This is a genomic window from Agrococcus casei LMG 22410, assembly GCF_900163565.1.
GTDB classification, from domain to species: domain Bacteria; phylum Actinomycetota; class Actinomycetes; order Actinomycetales; family Microbacteriaceae; genus Agrococcus; species Agrococcus casei.
Genome location: NZ_FUHU01000029.1, coordinates 1 through 16,832 on the forward strand (window position 1 = coordinate 1; position 16,832 = coordinate 16,832).

The following is a 16,832-nucleotide window of genomic DNA, read 5'->3' on the forward strand; positions in this document are numbered from 1 at the left end:
GAGTCTCTGTCGTGCCTTCCTGGTAACGACTGTCTACAAGAAGTGTCACACCCCAGTCCACAGCCCCAGTGGGGTTTGCCGGGTCGTGCCGTGGACCTGGCCGTGATAGCTGGAGACCGCCAAGGTTAGCCACTTCTCCAACTCGGTGACCGTCAGGACGGCTCGGGCGTCCGAATCGTAGCTTCCGCGCTGAGCAGAGTTGGAGAACGTCGTGCCTGGCAACTCGTGCACCATCTCCATCAGCGTCCCGATGACGCGCTCGATGATTCCGCCGTAGTGCGGACGCCCTGGAGGCCGATAGTTCAACTCGATCCCGTGCTCCTGGCACCCGCGCCGTAGCGCTTCACTCTTGAACTCCGACGCGTTGTCCAGATACAGCTCGCGCGGCTTCCCCGACATCGGCCACGTGACCTCGACACCCAGCCGCTCCAGCGATGCACGTTTGTCGGTGAGCATGTGCGCCAGACACAAACCGACCGAGAGCGCAGACGGCGCTTCCAACGTAATCACCAGTCCCACGATGCTCCGTGAACGCACGTCGATCGCCACGGTCACATACGGACGCCCGATCGGCAGACGGTGTTGCTCGTCTACCACGATCAGATCCACCACAGTGTGATCGATCTGTACCTGCTCCAACACTTCGACAATCGCAGGGGCATCCCCGCCCGCTGATTGCAATGGGCGTGCTGCCTCTCTTCCCTCTCGACCCACAGTCTCCGTCCGGGGATCGAGCATGGCGATGCGACGCCGAACCGCACCACGTGAAGGAGCAGGAAGCCCCCGAAGCCGACACATCCGAATGATCTCGCGATGCACAGCAGCGATCGTCTTGCGTTGACGCGTCAGATAGTGCTTGCGGATCACCTCCCGAACGATCGTCTCCACCTCGACAGGCAGACGGGCCCCTCCACGGCCCCCACTGGAGCGGCCAGGGGCGAGATCAGACACCGCGCCTTGGCCGCCACGCCACAGCCGTATCAAGAAATAGACGCGCTCCCGAGAGATGCCCAGCTTCGTGGCCGCCTGGTCGACGGCGTATCCGCCCGTGCTGGATTCAGCGAGCGGCCCGATAACCGCAGCCCGCTCCACGGCCAGTTCCCACGCCGCATCGGGGACGGTCAGCAGACCGCGCCCAGAAATTCGGTCATCCTTGACCGGCTCTTCGTCCACACCACTATGGGACAACATGTCGGGTCATGCGCACAAGTAGTGACGCGAAAACGACCCATACTCCTGCGCACAGCTCCCTGAATGACGCCATCATCTGTGCCGACCACTTCGGGCGCTGACAGGTGTCAGTTTCAGAAGTCGCCTGCACGAATGCCAGAAGTCGTATGCACAGCACGGCGTTCCAGTTGCCTCAGCAATCGTTCGTTTGATGCGACGCCCGGCCTATTCGCCCAAGCACACCGAACGAGCATCCAGTTCGACCGTGATTTCAACGATTTCCCAACCGCGGCCGCCAGCGCGTTTCGTCTCAATACCCTGTCTCATTCGCTACGGTCTCAGCTAGGCGAAACAGGTCGAGTTTTTGAGAAGAGGTACGGATGGCAAGTCTGGGATACGCGCGAGTCAGCACACTGGAGCAGAATGCGGACCTGCAGATCCATGCCCTCGAAAGCGCGGGGTGCCTGAGGGTCTACACCGACCACGGCGTCAGCGGGACGAAGGCCAAGCGCCCGGAGCTGGAGAGACTGCTGGACAACGCCCGGGCCGGGGACGAGCTGGTCGTGTGGAAGCTCGACCGGCTGGGCCGCAACACCCGACAGCTACTCGACCTCGTCGACTCCCTCGAGTCCCAGGGCATCTACTTCCGGTCACTGACCGAGGGAATCACCACGACCGGACCGATGGGCAAAGCTATGCTCACCGTCATGTCCGCGTTCGCCCAACTCGAGCGCGACCAGCTGGCCGAACGCACCCGGGCCGGCCTGGCCGCGGCCGCCGCCCGCGGCCGCAAGGGTGGCCGACCGACCGTCACCCCCGATAGCGAGAAGGTCCGGCAGGCCGGCCAGTACCGGCACGCGGGGCTCACTCCTCCAGAGATCTCCAAACTGCTGGGCGTCAGCCGGGCCACCGTGTACCGATACCTGGCACTGGTGACCGACGAGGCGAACGAGTAGGACCGACGGCGGCTGCTGTGCACCCGGGACGAGGGCGTTTCGTGCAGGCGACTTCTGACAATTCGCAACGTTGCGCACACGAGTACTGAACGATCAGCGTTCAACAGCCTGACTGCACAACCCCGAGAACACGGGGCTGGACGTGCAGCCGGCTCCTGAAAATGACAGATGCGGATGTTCGTCTTCGGTGTCCCAGAACCAAGGAACTGGGACGTCCAGTTTCCAAAGCTGTCTGCACGGAATGCCGTGAAGCCGACTGAACGTTAGCCTCGGCAATCTTTATTTCGCTCGTCAACCGCGGGCAGGGCCTATAGGCTGAAAACATCGGCCAATGAGGCGATTTTGGCCTCCTATAATGCCGATTGCCGCAGAACACATAGTTCAAGAATGAACAATCAGGGGAAGGAAGGTTGACCATGTCAATCGCAGGAAAGGTCGCATTCGTCACCGGAGCGGCGCAGGGAATCGGTCAGGCCATCGCGCTTCGGCTCGCTCAGGACGGCGCCGATCTCGCCCTCTTCGACCTGAAGGGGGATACCCTCGGCGATACTCAGACCAAGGTGGAAGCCGAAGGTCGCCGGGCGATCAGCATCGGCGGAGATGTGACGGACAAAGCCGGTTTCGAGGCAGCGGTCAATCGCACGGTCGAGGAACTCGGCGGGTTCGACATCATCGTGAACAACGCCGGGATCGCTCAGGTCAACAGCATCGAAGAGATCACCGAGAAGGAATTCGACACGATCTTCAACATCAACGTCAAGGGCGTGCTCATCGGCACGCAGGTGGCGGCGGTCAAGTTCAAGGAGCTCGGACACGGCGGCAAGATCATCAACGCGAACTCCATCGCGGCGCACGAGACCTACCCGATGCTCGGACTCTACTCCGCGACCAAGCACGCAGTGCGAGCGATCACCTCGACTGCGGCCAAGGAACTGGCCAGCGCCGGTATCACGGTCAACGGCTACTCCCCCGGCATCGTAGGAACCGGCATGTGGGAGGAGATCGACCGGCGGTTCGCTGAGCTGACCGGTGCCGAGATTGGTGCGACCTACAAGACGTACGCTGGGGGAATCGCGCTCGGGCGCCCGTCGACCCCGGAGGACGTCGCGAAGTTCGTGTCGTTCTTGGCCGGTCCGGACTCCGACTACATGACCGGTCAGACCCCGCTGATCGACGGTGGCTTGGTCTACCGCTGATCAAGCCCTCCGCCAGGCCCGGGGCGATCCACTCTGCATCGAGCCGCCTCAATTGCCGCACCGCCATTTACCGGCGCGAAAACCCCGCCACTTGCCGTTGCGACTCACTCGCCAGGCGTGCCGTCGTTCCTCTCGATAAGTAGCGGTGGTGTCCGGTGAGGGTTCCTCTTACGGGACGTTCGACAGAGGTCCGTTGAGGGACCCCTCTATCGAGACGCATAGCCGTCACCTGCGCGCGGGGGTGGATCGTGGGCGCGTCGCTGGCCTTGTCGGTGTGACTTGAGAGACTGGACTTATGAAATCAGCGCACGGCCGGTCGGGCGGTGTTGTCGCCGTCGAGGACGTGAGTGACGACTACGACGTGGTCGTGGCAGGTTCGGGTGCCGCGGGCTTGGTTGCGGCGCTGTCGGCAGCGGTAGCTGGTGCTCGGGTACTGGTGGCTGAGGCTGCTCCACTGTTCGGTGGCGCGACCTCAGTTTCTGGCGGTCAAGTCTGGGTGCCCGGTCATCATCACCGTGGCACCGTCACCGAGGCCGCCCGGCAGGATGTGCGTGCGTACTGCACGGAGCATTCGATCGGCCGGCCCGTGTCGAAGATCGACGCATTCCTGGACGCGGGACCAGCGATGGCCCGGTTCGTAGAGGAGCACACGCCGCTTCGGTTCACTGCCATGGGCGGCCCGGACAGCCTGACCCCGCCGGAGGCGACCGAAGGCTGGAATCTTGAACCGGCACCCCTGGGCGCCGGACAATTTGCCGACTGGCAGGAGTGGGTGTGGTCACCGCCCTACCCGGCGGTGCTGACCAATGATGAGGTGGCCGAGTCGCGGATGATCTTCGGCGGCGCACCTCCAGGTGAGTTGATTGAGCGGCGGATGAGTCGCGGTGAGGTGACTCTCGGCGTCGGACTGGTCATTGGGCTGCTGCGGGGGTGCATCGACGCCGGAGTGGGCCTGATCCGCTCGGCCCGCCTCAGCACCATCGAGACCGAGAACGGCCGTGCGGCTGGTGTCGTGCTCGATGCCGACGGCACCGAGCATCGCCTCCGCGTCCGGGGTGGAGTGATCCTGGCCACGGGAGGCTTCGAGCACGACCGCGAGCTCGTCGAGAACCTGCTGACGATACCCACCACGGTGCCGGCCAGCCCTCCCGTCGCGGCGGGTGACGGACTGCGGCTGGCCGCCCAGGCCGGAGCCAGCCTCGCCCACCTCTCGGAGGCTTGGTACTGGCCGGTGGTCCCAACCGACCAAACCTGGGGTGAGTCATCGACCAAGCGAGCGGAGATCATGCTGGCCGAGCGGGCGCTGCCGCATACGATCTGGGTCAACACCGCCGGGCGACGGTTCGTCAACGAAGCCAGCCACAACTGCGCCTGGGCGTTGGCCTCGGGCGCGAGCGACGGGCAGCCCGGCGAACCTGCCGGCGTTCGTGATCGGCGATTCTCGATACCGGGCCCGCTACCCACTGGCCGGTGCAGGCCCCGGCGCGCCGTGGCCCGACGGCGTGGCGGTTGCGGACACCCTCACCGGTCTGGCCGACCAGATCAGTCTCGACCCTGCCGTGCTGACTGAGACGGTGAAGGCGTTCAACCGTGACGCCACAGCCGGGCGCGACAGCCTGTACGGGCGCGGTGAGACGGCCTACGAACGTGCCCTTGGTGATCCAGATGGCCCACACCCGAACCTCGGGACGCTCGAGGAGCCGCCGTTCTTCGCCCTGCCCATCACGCCCGGCGCGGTGGGGACCAAGGGCGGGCCGGTCATCGATGGGCGCGGCCGGGTACTGGACTGGACCGGTCACCCGATCGAGGGGCTGTTCGCTGCTGGGAACGTGGCTGCGGCGCCGATCGGTCCAGCCATCCTGTCCTCCGGAATGACCTTGGGCTTGGCGATGACGTTCGGCTGGCTAGCCGGGGCCCACGCTGCGACAGGAGACAGTGGTCATGAGCACTGAGGACGATGTCCGCCGATTGGCCACCGCTCTGCCCGAGGTGTCCGAGCGGACCTCCTACGGCACCGCGGCGTTCTACGTCGGAGGGAAGATCTTCGCTCGCATGCACGAAGAGCCCGGCGTGCTGGTCTGCTGGTGCCAAGACTTGGGCGAACGGGAGGCTCTCCTCGAAGCCGACCCCAAGAAGTTCTTCACCACTGACCACTACAACGGGCACGCGAGCGTCTTGATCCGACTTGACGAGGTCGATATCGAGGAATTGTCGGAGCTTCTCACCGAAGCGTGGGAAGCCCGCGCACCCAAACGACTACGAGCCGGCCCCAGGTAACAAGGAGGCAGACCTTAAAGTCGCCGACGTTGTTGGGGCAGTCATGACCCGGGTGTCTTGTTCGAGGACCGGCTTCCGGAACGCCGACCCCGGCGGACGTCGCCCCGCAGGGGCGGCGACCGCCATTGAGCATCGAAAGAACCCCGCCATTCAGCGGTCGAAGTCACAGTTTGTGGCACTCCTGCCACATGCCGCTGATCGGATACGTGCGCACGTCGACAACCGAACAGGACACGGGAATGGAGCTCGGCGTGCTCACTACCGCTGGCGCTGAGCGCGTCTTCTTAGATGCTGGGCAGTGCGGGATCGCCCGAATGGATCGAGTGCCGCAGGTAACTGCGAACCGGTGACGTGCTGTTGGCCTATCGCCTCGATCGGCTAGCTGGTTCCACAGACGTGATGATCGCGTTGATTCTTGAGCTAGGGGAGTCGGGAGTAAGAGCCTCCCGAGCCCCCATAGCTCAGGGGATAGAGCGTCTGCCCCCCGGAGCAGAAGGATGTAGGTTCGAATCCTGCTCGGGGCGCTTTTCATGCCCGATGAACGGTGGTTGAGGAGCCGCGGAGCGGCGTCTCGAAACCACTGACAGGTGCGTGTGGTTTCGAGACGCGCCCGTGGCGCTCTTCAATCACCGTAGGGAGGACCGTACGGGTGGGGAGACAAGGGCTCGTCTGTGCCACACTTGCCCCGTGCGAAGACTTGAAGCCTCATTCACGCTGCGGGCGAAGATGGACACCGACTTCAGCCTGCTGGTCACCCCTGCTCTGCCGTACCGTGCCGAGCTCAAGCTGCAGGTGCGGCACGACGGCGAGCTGACCACGATGCAGACGGGCGAGACGCGCCACGGCGCACAGGAGATCACGCTCACGACGCCCGAGGGCGAGATGAGCGTCGCCCTCACTGCCGAGGTCGCGGGCCACATCGCCCCGATCGAGGCCGAGAGCACGGAGCGCTACCTGCGGTCGTCGCGCTATGTCGACGTCGACGCGGTGCGCGACTTCGCGAGCGAGCGATTCGGAGGCGGACGCGAGGGCGTCAGCACGCAGCGCACCCAGATCGAGTCGATCGTGCGATGGATCGCGCGCGGCTTCAGCTACCGGCCCGAGCTGTCGGCACTCGACGACTCGGCGACTGACACACTGCGAAAGTCAGGCGGCATGTGCCGCGACTACACGCATGTCGTCATCGCTCTCGCCAGGGCGCTCGGGATTCCCGCGCGCTATGTGAGTGTGTTCGCGCCGGGCCTGGTGCCGCAGGACTTCCACGCAGTCGCCGAGGTGTTCGTCGACGACGCCTGGTGGGTCATCGACTCGACGAGGCTTGCGCCGAGGAAGCCGATGGTGCGCATCGCGACAGGCCTCGACGCCCAGGAGACGGCGTGGGTCACCAACAGCGGCAGCGGCGTCGAGTTCGTGAGCCTGAGCGTGCAGGCCAGTGCTGACGAGCCGCACGAGATCGAGCCCGTGACCGAGTGGATTCAGCTGACCTGAGGCCCGAGGCTCACTCAGCCGTGACGTTGCCGCTGACCTGCTGGAGCAGGCCCGCTGCGTCGCCTTCTGTGCCGAAGCGATCCGAGCCCACGGCGATGACGTACTCGCCGGCCTCAGCGGTCTCGGTTCCTATGACCCCGTTGTTCGTGTAGCCGCTGGCCTCGCCGAGGTCGGCATCCTCCGGCGCGACGCCCACGAGCAGCACGGCACCCGCTGTCACGTGCTGGAATGCGCACACCAGGCCGCCGGCATCGGCGATCGCGCTGAATGCGGCCGGCAGCTCGGCGGGCGCCTCGTTCGACGGCGTGAAGTTGGGGTCGTACTCGTAGAGCTGCTGCAGCGTGAAGAGCGACTCGCAGGTGAAGTCGACCGCTTCGCCGGGGGAGAGCGGCTCCTGCGACGGAGCCTCGTCAGGCTCGCCCTCGCTCGGCGACTCCTCGGGCGACTCTTCGGACGCCTCCGCTGACGGGCTCTCGACAGGAGCGGCTCCGCTGGGGGCGACTTCGGTCTCGCTCGGAGTGGGCGCGAGCAGTCCGGCCTGGCATCCGGTGAGACCGAGTGCGGCGGCTGCGAAGAGGGCGAGCGGGAGCAGTGCACGAGTACGCATGCTTCAACAATAGGATTGACTGCATGAATCCTGCCGACTTGTCGAATGCCGTGTTGTCTGCCGCCAGCCGAATCATTCCGGCCCGCAACTCCGAGGTGACGGTGTCTGCGAGCGACATCGTGCTCGAGCGTCCGCGTCAGCGCGAGCACGGCGACTGGTCGACGAATGTGGCGATGCGGTTCGCGAAGCGCGTCGGCACCAACCCGCGTGAGCTCGCGCAGGAGCTCGCCGACGAGCTCGGCAGGATCGAAGGCGTCGCGAAGACCGAGGTCGCAGGCCCCGGGTTCATCAACATCGTGCTCGACGCTGCCGCAGCCGGCGAGCTTGCGCGCACGATCGTCGACGCGGGCGAGGCATACGGAGCATCGGATGCGCTGGCCGACAAGAAGATCAACCTCGAGTTCGTGTCGGCGAACCCGACGGGCCCCATCCACATGGGCGGCACGCGCTGGGCTGCCGCTGGCGATGCGCTGGCCCGCGTGCTCGAGTCGCAGGGCGCGAGCGTGACCCGCGAGTACTACTTCAACGACCACGGCGCCCAGATCGACCGGTTCGCCAAGAGCCTCATGGCGGCGCACCTGGGCGAGGCGGCTCCCGAAGACGGCTACGGCGGCCAGTACATCCACGACATCGCGAAGCGAGTGGCGGATGCGCACGACGGCGACCTCGCAGCGCTCAGTCCCGAGCACCTGCAGGAGGTGTTCCGGGCAGAGGGCGTCGCGCTCATGTTCGGCGAGATCAAGCAGGACCTCGCCGACTTCGGCGTCGAGTTCGACGTGTACTTCCACGAGCACGACGTGCAGGCCAACGGCGATGTCGAGCGTGCGATCGAGCGGCTGCGCGAGCTCGGCCACATCTTCGAGAACGACGGTGCGACGTGGCTGCGCACGACCGACTTCGGCGACGACAAGGATCGCGTCATCGTGCGCTCCAACGGTGCACCGGCGTACTTCTCAGGCGACCTCGCCTACTACCTCAACAAGCGCGAGCGCGGCTTCGACCAGTGCATCATCATGCTCGGCGCCGACCACCACGGCTATGTGGGTCGCATGATGGCCATGTGCGCTGCGTTCGGCGACACGCCAGGCGACAACCTCCAGCTGCTGATCGGCCAGATGGTCAACCTCCTGCAGGACGGCAAGCCCGTTCGCATGTCGAAGCGCGCAGGCACGATCGTGACGATGGACGATCTCGTCGATGCAGTCGGCGTCGACGCAGCCCGCTACTCACTCGAGCGCTCGAGCGCAGACACGCCGCTCGACATCGACCTCGAGCTGCTGAAGAAGCGCACGAACGACAACCCCGTGTACTACGTGCAGTACGCGCACGCTCGCACGCAGGCTGTCGCCCGCAATGCCGCCCAGGCTGGCGTCGACCGGTCTGAGTTCGACGCATCCCTGCTCGACCACGAGACCGAATCGGCTCTGCTGGGTGCGCTCGCCGAGTATCCGCGAATCCTCAACACGGCCGCAGTGCTCCGAGAGCCGCACCGCGTCGCCCGCTATGTCGAAGAGATCGCCGGCCTCTACCACCGCTGGTACGACGCGCGCCGCATCGTTCCGAAGGGCGACGACGAGATCACCGCAGACCACCGCACGCGCCTGTGGCTCAACGACGCCGTCGCGGTTGTCGTCAAGAGCGCACTCGGACGCCTCGGCGTCAGCGCACCAGACCGCATGTAGAAGGGCATCCGTGACCGACACCACACCGCTGGCTCCCCACCTGGCTTCTGTCGACGACGCGAACGCGTTCTCGCCGGGAGTCTGGCCTGATGCGATCGATCGACCGGGCGAGGAGGCCACGCTGCGAGGCATGCCGCTCACGTCGCTGGCAGCCGAGTTCGGCACGCCGTTGCTCGTGATCGACGAAGACCAGGTTCGTGATCGGGCCCGCACCACCAGGCAGACGTTCGAATCGGCATTCGGCGATGTCGCGGTCTACTACGCGGGCAAGGCACTGCTGACGACTGACGTCGCCCGGTGGATGCATGCAGAGGGCCTTCGCGTCGATGTCTGCTCACTCGGAGAGTTCACGGTCGCGCAGGTTGCGGGGGTGCCCGCCGCACACATGGGGTTCCACGGCAACAACAAGTCAGACATTGAGCTTGAGACGGCCGTTGGCGCTGGTCTCGGCTCGATCGTCTGCGACTCGCCAGAGGAGATCGAGCGAGTCGCAGAGTTCGCCGCAGCGGCGGGCACCGTGCAGGCGGTGCGGCTTCGGGTCTCGATCGGCGTGCACGCATCGACGCACGAGTACCTCGCGACCAGTCACGAAGACCAGAAGTTCGGTGTCGCCGCAGCCGATGCGCCTGCACTCGTGGCGCGCATCCGCGAGCTTCCGAGCCTGAAACTGCTGGGTCTGCACACCCACATCGGGTCCCAGATCGTCGCCAGCGACGGGTTCGTCGAAGCGGCAAGACGGATGCTGGCCCTGCACGCGAGTCTGCTGGCAGACGGCGACGTCCCAGAGCTGAACCTCGGCGGCGGCTTCGGCATTCGCTACACAGCCGGAGAGCCAGACATCGACCTCGAGGCGTTTGCCGCAGAGCTCGCAGCGGCGGTCCGCGAGGAGTGCGAGCGGCTGCAGATCGAGCAGCCGAAGCTGTGCTTCGAGCCCGGTCGCTCGATCGTCGGCACCGCGGGCATCACGCTCTACGAAGTCGGCACCGTGAAGCCGGTTGCCGTGCCCGAAGGCGAGCGCGTCTACGTGTCGGTCGACGGAGGCATGAGCGACAACGCGCGCCCTGCGCTTTACGAGGCCCAGTACTCGGCGCGCATCGTCTCGCGCGCATCCGATGCCGATCCCGTCGTCACCCGGGTCGTCGGCATGCACTGCGAGTCGGGCGACATCGTCGTCGACGCAGAATGGCTGCCCGGCGACGTCGGCAGGGGAGACCTGCTCGCGGTCGCCGCGACCGGTGCGTACTGCCACTCGCTCTCGAGCAACTACAACATGACACCGCGGCCGGGTATCGTCGCGGTGAGCGAGGCGGGCGCACAGCTGATCGTGCGGCCCGAGACCATCAGCGATCTGCTGGCGCGCGACGTCGGAGCAGATGCAGCATCGACAGCATCGAAGGAGAATTCGTGAACGAGAACCGCAGTCTGCGCGTAGCGCTGCTGGGCGCAGGAAGCGTCGGATCCCAGGTGGCAAGGCTCCTGCTGGAGCGTGCCGACACGTATGAGGTGCGCGTCGGCGCTCGCCTCGAGCTGGTCGGCATCGGCGTGCGCAACCTGGATGCGCCCCGCGACGTCGATCTTCCGAAGGATCTGCTCACGAGCGACATCGACGCCCTCGTCGACGGCAGCGACGTCGTCGTCGAGCTGATGGGCGGCATCGACCCCGCTCGCGCACTCGTGCTGCGGTCGCTCGAACGCGGCGTCGACGTTGTGACGGCCAACAAGGCGCTCGTCGCCGCCCACGGTCCCGAGCTGCGCGCCGCGGCTTCTGCCTCCGGTGCGATGCTGCTCTACGAAGCTGCTGTCGGCGGTGCGATTCCGATCATCCGGCCGCTCGACGCGTCGCTCGCGGGCGACCGCGTCATGCGCGTCATGGGCATCGTCAACGGCACGACCAACTACATCCTCGACAAGATGCATCGCGAGGGCGCAACGCTCGACGAGGCGCTGCGCGTCGCGACCGAGCTCGGCTATGCCGAGGCCGACCCGACTGCCGACATCGAGGGCTTTGACGCAGCCAGCAAGGCGACCATTCTTGCTTCGCTCGCGTTCCACACCGAGGTGCCTGTCGCATCCGTGCACCGTGAGGGCATCACCGGCGTGACCGCAGAGACTGTCGCGCAGGCCGAGAAGGACGACCAGGTCATCAAGCTGCTCGCGATCTGCGAGCGCGTGTTCGCTGACGACGGCTCCGAGAGCGTCAACGCTCGCGTGTACCCGGCGCTCGTCGCGAAGGACCACCCGCTGGCTGCCGTGCACGAGGCGAAGAACGCGATCTTCATCGAGGCTGAGGCTGCCGGCGACCTGATGTTCTACGGTGCCGGTGCAGGTGGCGTCGAGACTGCGAGTGCGGTGCTCGGCGACCTCGTCTCGCTCTCGCGCCGTCGTGTCGCAGGCGGCCAGGCGCTGCACCCGGGTGTCAGTGCGCACCTGCCGGTTGCGCCGATGAGTGCGGTCGTGACCCGCTACCAGGTGACGATCGACGTCAAGGACCAGCCCGGTGTCATGGCGCGCATCGCCGGCAAGTTCGGCGAGCACGGCGTCTCGATGGAGTCGCTCGAGCAGCGCATCTCAGACGAGGGCATCGCGACGCTCGTCGTCGGAACCCACCAGGCCCGCGAGTCGCTCGTGCAGACGGTGCTTGAGCAGCTGCGCCAGCACGACGACGTCGTGGAGGTGCGGTCGTTCATCCGCGCCGAGGCGGTCTGAGCGTGAGCCGGGCTGTTCCCGTCGGTCGGCGTGTGCGGGTGCATGTTCCTGCCACCAGTGCCAACCTCGGGCCCGGCTTCGATTCGCTCGGCCTGGCCCTCGACCTGATCAGCGGGCTCGAGGCAGAAGCTGTCGACACGCCCGGTGTGCACGTCGAGATCGAGGGCATCGGAGCCGGTGAGGTCGCAGGCGACGAGACCAACCTGATTGCTGCGTCGCTGATTCATGTGCTGCAGGCGGCCGGCGTCGAGGCGCCGGGGCTTCGGATGCATGCAGTCAACCGGATTCCGCACGGACGCGGGATGGGCTCCTCCGGCGCCGCGATCGTGGCCGGCGTGCTGGCGGCCAAGGGACTGCTGAGCGGTGTCGTCGACCTGTCGGACGACGACCTGCTGGCCCTTGCGACTGAGCTGGAGGGGCATCCCGACAATGTTGCTCCTGCGCTCTTCGGAGGTCTGACGATCGCCTGGACCGACGACGGCGTGCCGCACCACAAGCAGCTGGATGTGCACCCGGATGTGTGTCTGCTGCTGGCGGTTCCCGGCGAACAGCTGTCGACCGAAAAGGCGCGAGCTCTGCAGCCCGAGACCGTGCCGCACATCGATGCGGTGTTCAACGTGAGCCGTGCGGCGCTGCTGGTTGCGGCGCTGACGCAGAGCCCCGACATGCTGATGCCGGCTACAGAGGACCGCCTGCACCAGGGATACCGCGCACCTGCGATGCAGGCGTCGAGCGATCTGATCGCACGGCTTCGCGCCGATGGCCATGCGGCAGTCGTCTCGGGTGCCGGACCGAGCGTGCTCGTCATGTGCGGCGACGAGCAGTCACGACTCGCTGTCGCGAAGACCGTCGGCGATGCAGGAGGCTGGGAAGCCCTGCTGCTGGGCGTCGACAGCTCGGGTGGTACAGTTGAGGTGCTCCCGACGAGCGAGCGGCCTTAGTCGCCCTCTGGTGGAGTTTTCTTCGAATCGAGCCTGATCTGCAATTTTTCGCCCAGGCGCTCACGCACCCGGGATGCAGCCGTTGCTGTTCGATCCACATTTCGCCGCCCACAGTCTTGGCGGCCACATCACAATAAGAAGGAGCACTCGCGAACTATGACAAGCGAGCAGACGCCTACAGAATCCGACGCGCAGAACAACGACGCGTCGTCCCCCGAAAGCCAGCCGGCCGAGAGCCAGGCAGCCGAAGCGCCCAAGCGCCGCACCCGTCGAGCCACGACCAAGAGCGTGACTGAAGCTGCCGCTGCTGAAGCTGCAAGCGCCGAGACGTCCGGCGCCGAAGCTGCAGGCACCGCCGAGCAGCCCGCAGAAGAGAAGCCGAAGACGCGTCGTCCGCGTCGCACGAAGGCTCAGATCGAGGCTGACAAGGCTGCGGAAGAGGCTGCGAAGCAGCAGGCCCAGCAGACAGCCGGCAGCGATGCGGCGCCAGCTGCAGCTGCTGAAGCTGCTGAAGAGAAGCCGAAGACGCGTCGTCCGCGTCGCACGAAGGCTCAGATCGAGGCTGACAAGGCTGCAGAAGAGGCTGCCAAGCAGCAGGCTGAGAGCGGCGCCGCTCCTGACGCACCTGCCGCAGATGCACCCGCAGCCGAAGCACCCGTTGCCGAAGCATCTGCTGCTGACGCACCCGCAACCGAGGCACCGGCCGGTGGCGCTGCCAAGGACGAGTCGAACGACAACTCGTCGAACGACAACTCGAACGACTCTGCCGACGACAGCGACAAGCAGACCAGCAGTCGTTCGCGCACACGCCGCAGCCGTGGCCGCGGCGACAGCCGTCGCGACGATGCCAATGGCGCATCCGACGACAACGGCAACAGCAACAACGCCAACAGCAGCGGCTCAGATGACAGCAGCTCGAATGACGAGAGCAGTGAGGGTGGCAGCGGTCGCTCGCGCAGCCGACGCGGACGCGGAGGCAACTCCGACGATCGCGGCAACAACGGCAACGACCGCAACGACTCGAAGTCCGACGACAGCGATGACGATTCGAACGAGGGCCGTGGCCGTCGTCGTCGTGGGCGCAACGGCCGTGACGACAACAAGTCGGGCAACGACCGCAACGAGCGCGGCAACAACAACGACCGCGGCGGCAACAACAACGACCGCAACGACCGCAATGACCGCAATGACCGAGGTGGCAACAACGACAACGGTGGCGACCGCGAGGGCCGTCGCACGCGCGACCGCAGCCGCCGCAGCGCCGATGCTGATCCCGAGATCCGCGAAGACGATGTGCTGCTTCCGATCGCCGGAATCCTCGAGGTGCTCGACAACTACGCGTTCGTCCGCACGTCGGGCTACCTTCCCGGTGCGAATGACGTGTACGTCTCGCTCGGCCAGGTCAAGAAGTACAACCTCCGCAAGGGCGACGCTGTCGTCGGATCGATCAAGCAGCCTCGTGAGGGCGACCACCAGAACTCGCGTCAGAAGTACAACGCGCTGGCCAAGGTCGACACCATCAACGGCAAGACGGCAGAAGAGAACGCCAACCGCGTCGACTTCAACGATCTGACTCCCGTGTACCCGCAGGAGCGCTACCGTCTCGAGACTGAGGCTTCGAAGCTCTCGACTCGTCTGATCGACATGGTCTCGCCGATCGGCAAGGGCCAGCGCGGACTCATCGTCGCACCGCCCAAGTCGGGCAAGACCGTGATCCTGCAGTCGATCGCAAATGCAATCGCCGAGAACAACCCTGAGGCTCACCTCATGATTGTGCTCGTCGACGAGCGTCCCGAAGAGGTCACCGACTTCGAGCGCACGACGAAGGGCGAGGTCATCGCCTCGACGTTCGACCGTCCTGCAGAGGATCACACGACGGTGGCCGAGCTTGCGATCGAGCGTGCCAAGCGCCTCGTCGAGCTGGGTCACGACGTGGTCGTGCTGCTCGATGGCATCACCCGCCTCGGACGCGCCTACAACCTCTCGGCACCGGCTTCGGGTCGCGTGCTGTCGGGTGGCGTCGACTCGAGCGCGCTGTACCCGCCGAAGAAGTTCTTCGGCGCTGCTCGCAACCTCGAAGAGGGCGGCTCGCTGACGATTCTCGCCACCGCGCTGGTCGAGACCGGCTCGCGCATGGACGAAGTGATCTTCGAAGAGTTCAAGGGCACAGGCAACATGGAGCTGCGCCTCTCACGTCAGCTGGCTGACAAGCGCATCTTCCCTGCGGTCGATGTCACCGCATCCGGCACGCGCCGCGAGGAGATGCTGCTCGGTGACGACGAGACCAAGGTCATGTGGAAGCTGCGTCGCGCCCTCGCTGGCGTCGACCAGCAGAAGGCACTCGATGTCGTGCTTCGCAGCCTCGGAGAGACCTCGTCGAACGTCGAGTTCCTCGTGAAGGTGCAGAAGTCGATTCCCGGCGCCGACAAGGAGTGACCGGACGTGTTCGAGAATGTCGAAGGGCTGCTGGTCGAGCACGCTGACATCGAGCAGCAGCTGGCTGATCCTGCTCTGCACTCAGATCAGGGCCGCGCGAAGAAGGTCAACCGGCGCTATGCCGAGCTGAACCAGATCAAAGCTGCGTACGAGCGCTGGCAGTCTGCTGTCGGCGACCTTGACGCAGCACGCGAGCTGGCGCGTGAAGACGAGGCGTTCGCAGAGGAGATTCCCGGACTCGAGCAGGCATCGCACGAGACCGAGGAGCACCTGCGCCGGCTGCTGATTCCGCGTGACCCCGACGACGGCCGTGACGTCATCATGGAGATCAAGGGCGGCGAAGGCGGCGAGGAGTCAGCACTCTTCGCAGCCGACCTGCTGCGCATGTACGAGCACTATGCGGCCGACCGCGGCTGGAAGGTCGAGATGCTCGAGGCGACTGCGAGCGACATGGGCGGCTACAAAGACGTGCAGGTCGCGATCAAGTCGTCGTCGAACGACCCCGCAGAGGGCGTGTGGGCGTCGCTGAAGTACGAAGGCGGCGTGCACCGCGTGCAGCGAGTGCCGGCCACCGAGACTCAGGGACGAATCCACACCTCGACGACAGGCGTGCTCGTGTTTCCGGAGGTCGACGAACCCGAAGAGGTCGAGATCAGCCAGAACGACCTCAAGATCGATGTGTATCGGTCATCGGGTCCTGGCGGCCAGAGCGTGAACACGACCGACTCGGCAGTGCGCATCACGCACCTTCCGACGGGAATCGTCGTTGCGATGCAGAACGAGAAGAGCCAGCTGCAGAACCGTGAGGCGGGCATGCGCGTGCTGCGTGCACGCATCCTCGCGAAGCAGCAGGAAGAGATCGCCGCTGCCGCATCCGATGCTCGCAAGAGCCAGATCCGTGGCATGGACCGCTCGGAGCGCATCCGCACCTACAACTTCCCCGAGAACCGCATTGCCGACCACCGCACCGGCTACAAGGCGTACAACCTCGACCAAGTCATCAATGGCGCGCTGCAGCCTGTCATCGACAGCTGCATCAGTGCCGATGAAGAGGAGCGCCTCGCCGCACTCGGCGAAGACAACTAGCGAGACCGGGCGAGCAACAAGCCCGGAGCACAAGCAGTCAGGGATCATCTGCGGCATCATCTGCGGCATCATCTGCGGATGACCCTGACTGCTTTCCATTTCTGGGTCGGTGGGTCTCGGACGATGTCGAGATGTTGTTGATGCACCTGATGGTGATGGAAGTTGCAGAGGTTGATGCCGTTGTCGAGGTCGGTTCTGCCGCCGTGTGACCACCATCTGACGTGGTGCGCTTTGGACTTGCCCCGGTGACGCGGACACTTGAGAGTGGTTGTATGGCCACAGAAGGG

At 65.5% G+C, this 16,832-nt stretch carries 15 protein-coding genes and 1 tRNA gene; 13 read left to right on the plus strand and 3 right to left on the minus strand.

What is annotated here, in order from left to right:
* Positions 1-45 precede the first annotated feature (45 nt).
* Positions 46-1,173, minus strand: coding sequence for a DDE-type integrase/transposase/recombinase (locus CZ674_RS07435; protein WP_234988494.1), 1,128 nt, complete (start codon positions 1,171-1,173; stop codon positions 46-48).
* A 377-nt stretch (positions 1,174-1,550) separates the two neighbouring features.
* Here CZ674_RS07435 and CZ674_RS07440 point away from each other — a divergent pair, with 377 nt between their 5' ends.
* The 7 genes from CZ674_RS07440 (at position 1,551) to CZ674_RS07470 (ending at position 7,087) form a co-directional block, all read left to right on the plus strand.
* Positions 1,551-2,126 carry a recombinase family protein gene (locus tag CZ674_RS07440; protein ID WP_086991903.1) on the plus strand — a complete coding sequence of 192 codons (576 nt, stop codon included), beginning with the start codon at positions 1,551-1,553 and terminating at the stop codon, positions 2,124-2,126.
* A 416-nt stretch (positions 2,127-2,542) separates the two neighbouring features.
* Positions 2,543-3,322 (plus strand): acetoin reductase, encoded by a 780-nt coding sequence (locus CZ674_RS07445; RefSeq protein WP_086991904.1) that lies wholly within the window; start codon positions 2,543-2,545, stop codon positions 3,320-3,322.
* A gap of 295 nt (positions 3,323-3,617) precedes the next feature.
* Positions 3,618-4,892: an FAD-dependent oxidoreductase gene (locus tag CZ674_RS07450; protein ID WP_086991905.1), complete on the plus strand. Its 1,275-nt coding sequence runs from the start codon at positions 3,618-3,620 to the stop codon at positions 4,890-4,892.
* Positions 4,882-5,274: an FAD-binding protein gene (locus CZ674_RS14520; protein ID WP_268802391.1), complete on the plus strand. Its 393-nt coding sequence runs from the start codon at positions 4,882-4,884 to the stop codon at positions 5,272-5,274. Before CZ674_RS07450 ends, CZ674_RS14520 begins: the two co-directional genes overlap by 11 nt.
* Positions 5,264-5,599, plus strand: a complete 336-nt coding sequence (locus CZ674_RS07460; protein ID WP_086991907.1) for an MmcQ/YjbR family DNA-binding protein — start codon at positions 5,264-5,266, stop codon at positions 5,597-5,599. Before CZ674_RS14520 ends, CZ674_RS07460 begins: the two co-directional genes overlap by 11 nt.
* Before the next feature lie 450 nt (positions 5,600-6,049).
* A tRNA-Arg gene (locus CZ674_RS07465) sits at positions 6,050-6,123 on the plus strand.
* Positions 6,124-6,286: 163 nt separating this feature from the next.
* Complete coding sequence (locus CZ674_RS07470; protein ID WP_200810060.1) at positions 6,287-7,087, plus strand: transglutaminase-like domain-containing protein; 801 nt, start codon at positions 6,287-6,289, stop codon at positions 7,085-7,087.
* Between the two features lie 10 nt (positions 7,088-7,097).
* On the opposite strand, the gene CZ674_RS07475 is transcribed toward CZ674_RS07470, so the two are convergent.
* Entirely contained in the window at positions 7,098-7,694 is a 597-nt protein-coding gene (locus CZ674_RS07475; protein ID WP_086991909.1) for a hypothetical protein, read from the minus strand.
* A 23-nt stretch (positions 7,695-7,717) separates the two neighbouring features.
* Between CZ674_RS07475 and argS the strand changes: the two genes are divergently transcribed.
* The 6 genes from argS to prfA all read left to right on the plus strand — a co-directional run bounded on the left by argS (position 7,718) and on the right by prfA (position 16,545).
* Positions 7,718-9,376, plus strand: a complete 1,659-nt coding sequence (gene argS, locus CZ674_RS07480) for an arginine--tRNA ligase (protein WP_086991910.1) — start codon at positions 7,718-7,720, stop codon at positions 9,374-9,376.
* A 10-nt stretch (positions 9,377-9,386) separates the two neighbouring features.
* Positions 9,387-10,784: a diaminopimelate decarboxylase gene (gene lysA, locus CZ674_RS07485; protein ID WP_234988495.1), complete on the plus strand. Its 1,398-nt coding sequence runs from the start codon at positions 9,387-9,389 to the stop codon at positions 10,782-10,784.
* Positions 10,781-12,082 carry a homoserine dehydrogenase gene (locus tag CZ674_RS07490; RefSeq protein ID WP_086991911.1) on the plus strand — a complete coding sequence of 434 codons (1,302 nt, stop codon included), beginning with the start codon at positions 10,781-10,783 and terminating at the stop codon, positions 12,080-12,082. Before lysA ends, CZ674_RS07490 begins: the two co-directional genes overlap by 4 nt.
* A gap of 2 nt (positions 12,083-12,084) precedes the next feature.
* A complete protein-coding gene (gene thrB / locus CZ674_RS07495; protein ID WP_086991912.1) occupies positions 12,085-13,023 on the plus strand; it encodes a homoserine kinase in 939 nt (312 codons plus the stop codon).
* A 156-nt stretch (positions 13,024-13,179) separates the two neighbouring features.
* Positions 13,180-15,459: a transcription termination factor Rho gene (gene rho / locus CZ674_RS07500; RefSeq protein WP_143244677.1), complete on the plus strand. Its 2,280-nt coding sequence runs from the start codon at positions 13,180-13,182 to the stop codon at positions 15,457-15,459.
* Between the two features lie 6 nt (positions 15,460-15,465).
* Positions 15,466-16,545: a peptide chain release factor 1 gene (gene prfA, locus CZ674_RS07505; protein WP_086991913.1), complete on the plus strand. Its 1,080-nt coding sequence runs from the start codon at positions 15,466-15,468 to the stop codon at positions 16,543-16,545.
* Between the two features lie 68 nt (positions 16,546-16,613).
* On the opposite strand, the gene CZ674_RS14385 is transcribed toward prfA, so the two are convergent.
* Positions 16,614-16,832, minus strand: a 219-nt coding sequence (locus CZ674_RS14385) for a hypothetical protein (RefSeq protein ID WP_234988496.1), incomplete at its 5' end; no start/stop codon positions are given.